Origin of the sequence: Rhodococcus sp. EPR-147 (assembly GCF_001647185.1) — a bacterium.
In the GTDB taxonomy this organism is placed as follows: Bacteria; Actinomycetota; Actinomycetes; order Mycobacteriales; family Mycobacteriaceae; genus Rhodococcoides.
Genome location: NZ_LVCU01000410.1, coordinates 1 through 4490 on the forward strand (window position 1 = coordinate 1; position 4490 = coordinate 4490).

Consider the following 4490-nt stretch of genomic DNA (forward strand, 5'->3'; position numbering starts at 1 on the left):
CAGGTCCACGAAGGCACCGAAGTTGACGATGGAGGACACGACGCCCTTGCGGACCTGGCCCTTCTGGAGCTGGTGCAGGAACTCGCTGCGGACATCTGCCGCCGTGTAGCCATGCCCGACATTCGGTGAGCGAACAGGACGGATGCGCCCCAACGCACCGCCGTACCTCAGCGAGAATGTTAGCAAGTTGCGGGACAGACAAACCTTGCTAATTCTACAAAAAAGTGTCAATCCCACCTCGATAGGCTGACCATCGGGAAGCCTTGATGCTATATCGGCTCTCAAGAGCAAACCACGCGCTCCGAATGCCGTAGCCAACACCACACCATACGGAATTACGTCAATCACCTGACCGTAGACCAAATCCCCTTCCGAATAGTTTTCCGATAGAAGAACTAATTGAGCATCCACTCGATTCGGCCAAAGTAGATCAACATGCCTAGTCAGAGGATCAACTCTTACAACCTCGAATTGATGCTCGCTACCAATCTCAACACCATGGAATCGTCGTTTCTCGCCTTGAGCACGAAGGTTATCAGCGCTGACACTGCCATCCAGACCAGCCAGATCGACGGAGATAAAATTAGTTCCAACTTCCAATATAACTCCGGACGCGAGCGAACCGACCCTTAGATGCCCAAAGTCCGGGAGATCCCCGCCTATGAGTTTGATATTCATCAACCTATATTTTCGACGATCTGAGATAGACGCGCTTGACTTCTCCGGCGAATCACCAAAGCCAGTTGGACTACGAAGCAGACCGGCGCGCTCAGGACTCAACAACTCCGCGACGATAAATGGCACTGCCATACTCTCTCGCGCAAATAACCACAGCAATAAGCTGTGACCAGCAATCGGATCTGAAATAATTCTGTCTGCGATTTTAGAAAGCATAGTTCCGGAACAGAATAAATCTTCAAACTCCTGCATAAGATCGGCATTGTATTTAGTGAGGATTCTACATAAGTCGACTACTGCAATGAAGTCCGCGCCTGCAAACTTCAACATTGATTCTAGATAACCAGTTCCTATCATGAACCTCGCGACGTCACCAACCGCACTAGACGAATACCTCTCGACATGTAACAGAAACTTAGAACATTCGGAGGGAGTGTTGCGATACAGGCCAGCCGATATCAACTCCGGTATCCCACCCCCAGTCAAGCTAGTGGAAGCAATCTCGGCAGCTTCGTCACCCACAACTTCATGGATGAATTTAAAAAGCCCTGCGGCATTCGCAAAATTTTGCTGATTTAATCTTTCAAGCAAATTTCTGTAAAGATTAAGTTCGAATAGGCTGTGACGCAGCATTGGTAAAAAGCCGCTGTAACTATCCGCGAACAGTCGAAATAGGGACGTCGCGTTCCCATAGTGATTGTTGCAAACGTTAGCCAAAAATTTGCTCGTCAGATTTTCGGTGAACACGCTATTTGCAAAGACTCGCTTGGCATCGTCAGGAAAGTGGTGCACCACTTCGATCAACAAGCTATGCGCGCCTCCAAATTCGTCTGGTAACTTCTGCAGAACCAACGATAGGACTTCGGATGCCGCAGAAACATCATTTGCCAGCGGATCAAATACTTTTCGGCCAAGCACAACTCGGTAGGTACGTAGAAATACGGCTGCACCATGGATAGATTTCGGTACCGATGACACGATAGCCGCTCTCCGTGATGGATCTTCTAAAACTCTCCTGAGTTGGACCGCACAATTGGGCATATAGCGCCCAGCGAACGACAAAATGCTAGAAGCCCCCTCCAAATCTTCGGCCCAGTGATCGACAAGACGCTCAAGATTTCGAGGATTGGAAATTTCAGACGCAACAACTTGAAATATTGAGTCGTTTGCTATTCGCACGAACTGAAGAATTCCCACGCCAACCACCGGGTTGGCGGATACCACGTCAACCACCCTATCGACTTGACCACTTTCCGATAGTCGTCTGATGCACGAGTCAGCCAAAGATGGTGCAACGTGACTGCACGACTCTAAGAACGGGACCAGTTTTGCCGGGTCGACCAAAAGCCGGTCACAAACTTTGCTGACCAAGGCATTTCCTAGTCCAATTCCGCTAATTCGCTTTTCCAGATCAATACGAGAAAGATTCGCAGCCGAAATGGCCAAAATAAAGGAGTCTGCGTCTTCGGCAGTTTCGATCGAACCCGCGCGCTCGATAATGGTCTGCAGGACTAGAGCAGCTTGGCCTACATTACCTTCAATTATCAGCTGCTTGGCTGCCGCGGCAGCAATACGTGAATCTTCATCCATAATGTCCGCAATGATGTCATACCATTTACCGACCCCAGCACCCTTTAGTATCATTTTCCCGAGTGACACGTGCGTCAAACTAAAGCGGCGTAATCCATCCCCGCGTCTGGCGTAGCCAACAATTCCGGCGTCGATAAGACCAGAGACCTTTTCAACTCTCAGGTGATATTCAATGAGTTCTACTTCTAAATGTGCGCACGCAGCAAGTAGCAATAATTCACTCCTAGAATCGACCCACCGATCTAAGTAAGCGTCCTGTATGTACGCAACTGCATCATCCGGTGACAGCTTAAAGCCTGATCTGATCCAACTTGCAGTGTCTCCACGCCGAGTCCGCTCGTAAAGAGCAACGATGAACGCTAGTCGGTAAGTCTTGAAGGTTGTAAACCAAAGCCTTACGACCGCGTTGGACACTCGAGTGGGTAGCTGACCATTGCCAACGATGGCCGCGACCCTCTCATACGTGCGCTTGAAATCTTTGATGGTGACTTTAAGAACCACGGCGCTAACATCCAGACGAGTAAGGCTTCGCGAAGCCAGCGCGGATGATCGTCTTGGCTGCGTTCTTCCAAGGAATAGAATCCGGGACTGTTCCCCTCGTTCCGTCCAGATCGAAAAAAGTGTATCCGCAATTTCATCATTAGCATGTACATTGTCTAAAATAATAAACGATTCTCTATGGTCGAGATTTCGAAAAACTCGCTGAATTTGGACCGCGCTCACTCCAAGAGTCTTTGCTAGATCAAGATAAAATACTTGATATCCGAGACGATCAGCGGCGACCGCAATGCAAATTGCTAGTGTAGTCTTACCCGACGCTGGTGCACCACGTACTAGACACCACCCATCTCTAAGAATATTCTGCCAAACTAAATCCAGGGTCGCTTTCTCAATTTCGATCCTCCCTTCAGTATACTCAGCCCGTGCCGGACGATATATTGCAGAACGTCTGTCACCAAAAAGCTGCGCAGCCTCATCAAGACTCGTGAAGGGTTCGACTACCGGCAACTCGCCCTTAATGTTCTTGATTAGCGGCGGCTTTTCGGACACCGATGAAACATGGTTTAAAAAGGTTGGGTCTCCTAGCAACGGACTCAGTAGGCAAGACCGCAGCCTGTGGCCCTCGAAACTTTGCTGTTCAACTCGGACTACAGCAACGAGAGCACGGCCTACGAAGACGGCCGCCCCCGAGAATCCGTGCCATCTAGAAATAGAATTAGAGAGTGCGATACCGCTAGAAATATCTAGTGCGACTCCGTCTGGATTCGATGATATTAGGTTGAGCTTTCCCGCTACATGCTCCATGTATCGTTTACCCGCTTGAATACCGGCTTGAGGGTAGCCAATGGCCTCAAAGTCGTAGACGGAATCATCTACAATCCTTCCCCAAAAAACCGGGGGTAAGACCTGGAGAATCGGAGCATCGAGAATTAACAATGCAATATCGCTGTCTGCACGCTTCCAACATAACTCAGCACTGACCGGTCGCTCAGAGCCGACCTCGGTCGAGTTTCCAACATGAACGACAATTCGTGGATGTTCAACGCAATCATCACACGCGCCCCCCGACGCCCTGCATAAGGTGCAGGATTCAACTAAGACGTGAAGGGACGTGAGCACTACTCGGTCGGTTACAAGGTAGCCGGATCCACTGCTCAGGACGGATTCGCCTGTACCCGCGCGCACATCCGCGATTCGGGAGACGTGCATCTAGCGTTCGAAGGCACGCGTGGTGGTATCGGCAATCCGGACGCGCTCGCCGTCAACTGCCTGATCTCGCAGATCTAGCTTTAACCGAACGGTGTGAGAAGCTTCCCTAGTGGCCCGTCCATCTACACCGATAGGTAGAAACGCCGAGGCAAGCGCGAGCCCACCATCTGCAGTTACAACCATCGAGAGTTCGAGCTCGACTTCGACGACGTCGAACTGCAATTGTTGGCCCGCTGCAGAATCCTGCGCATTTTCGATTTGACACCGCAGGTCAAATATTGCTTCAGAAAGTGTCGGCGAAGCTTTCACTGGTTCCCCCCAAGGTTACGTCGCAAACTAGATTCAGTCACACTACACCTCGACAATCGCAGCTCGGACTCCCACTCGGGTGCCGATTTATGCAACCTGACAAAATCAGTTTCGAAACGAGAAAGCCCCGGTTCTCACGTGGAGAACCGGGGCTCGGTGTCACACCCTCACGGGTGGACCACTTCTATCAGGCGTTGCCCGAC

Annotated in this window: 3 protein-coding genes; 1 reads left to right on the forward strand and 2 read right to left on the reverse strand. The window is 50.5% G+C overall.

Annotated elements, in window-relative coordinates; all coding sequences use genetic code 11:
- Positions 1–3318: AAA family ATPase (locus A2J02_RS27825; RefSeq protein ID WP_197478058.1), on the reverse strand; the 3318-nt coding region annotated here is incomplete at its 3' end.
- 552 nt (positions 3319–3870) lie between these two features.
- Between A2J02_RS27825 and A2J02_RS28340 the strand changes: the two genes are divergently transcribed.
- Complete coding sequence (locus A2J02_RS28340; RefSeq protein WP_068051837.1) at positions 3871–4056, forward strand: hypothetical protein; 186 nt, start codon at positions 3871–3873, stop codon at positions 4054–4056.
- On the opposite strand, the gene A2J02_RS29075 is transcribed toward A2J02_RS28340, so the two are convergent.
- Positions 3979–4287, reverse strand: a complete 309-nt coding sequence (locus A2J02_RS29075) for a trypco2 family protein (RefSeq protein ID WP_442971487.1) — start codon at positions 4285–4287, stop codon at positions 3979–3981. The genes A2J02_RS28340 and A2J02_RS29075 overlap by 78 nt on opposite strands.
- Positions 4288–4490: the final 203 nt, after the last annotated feature.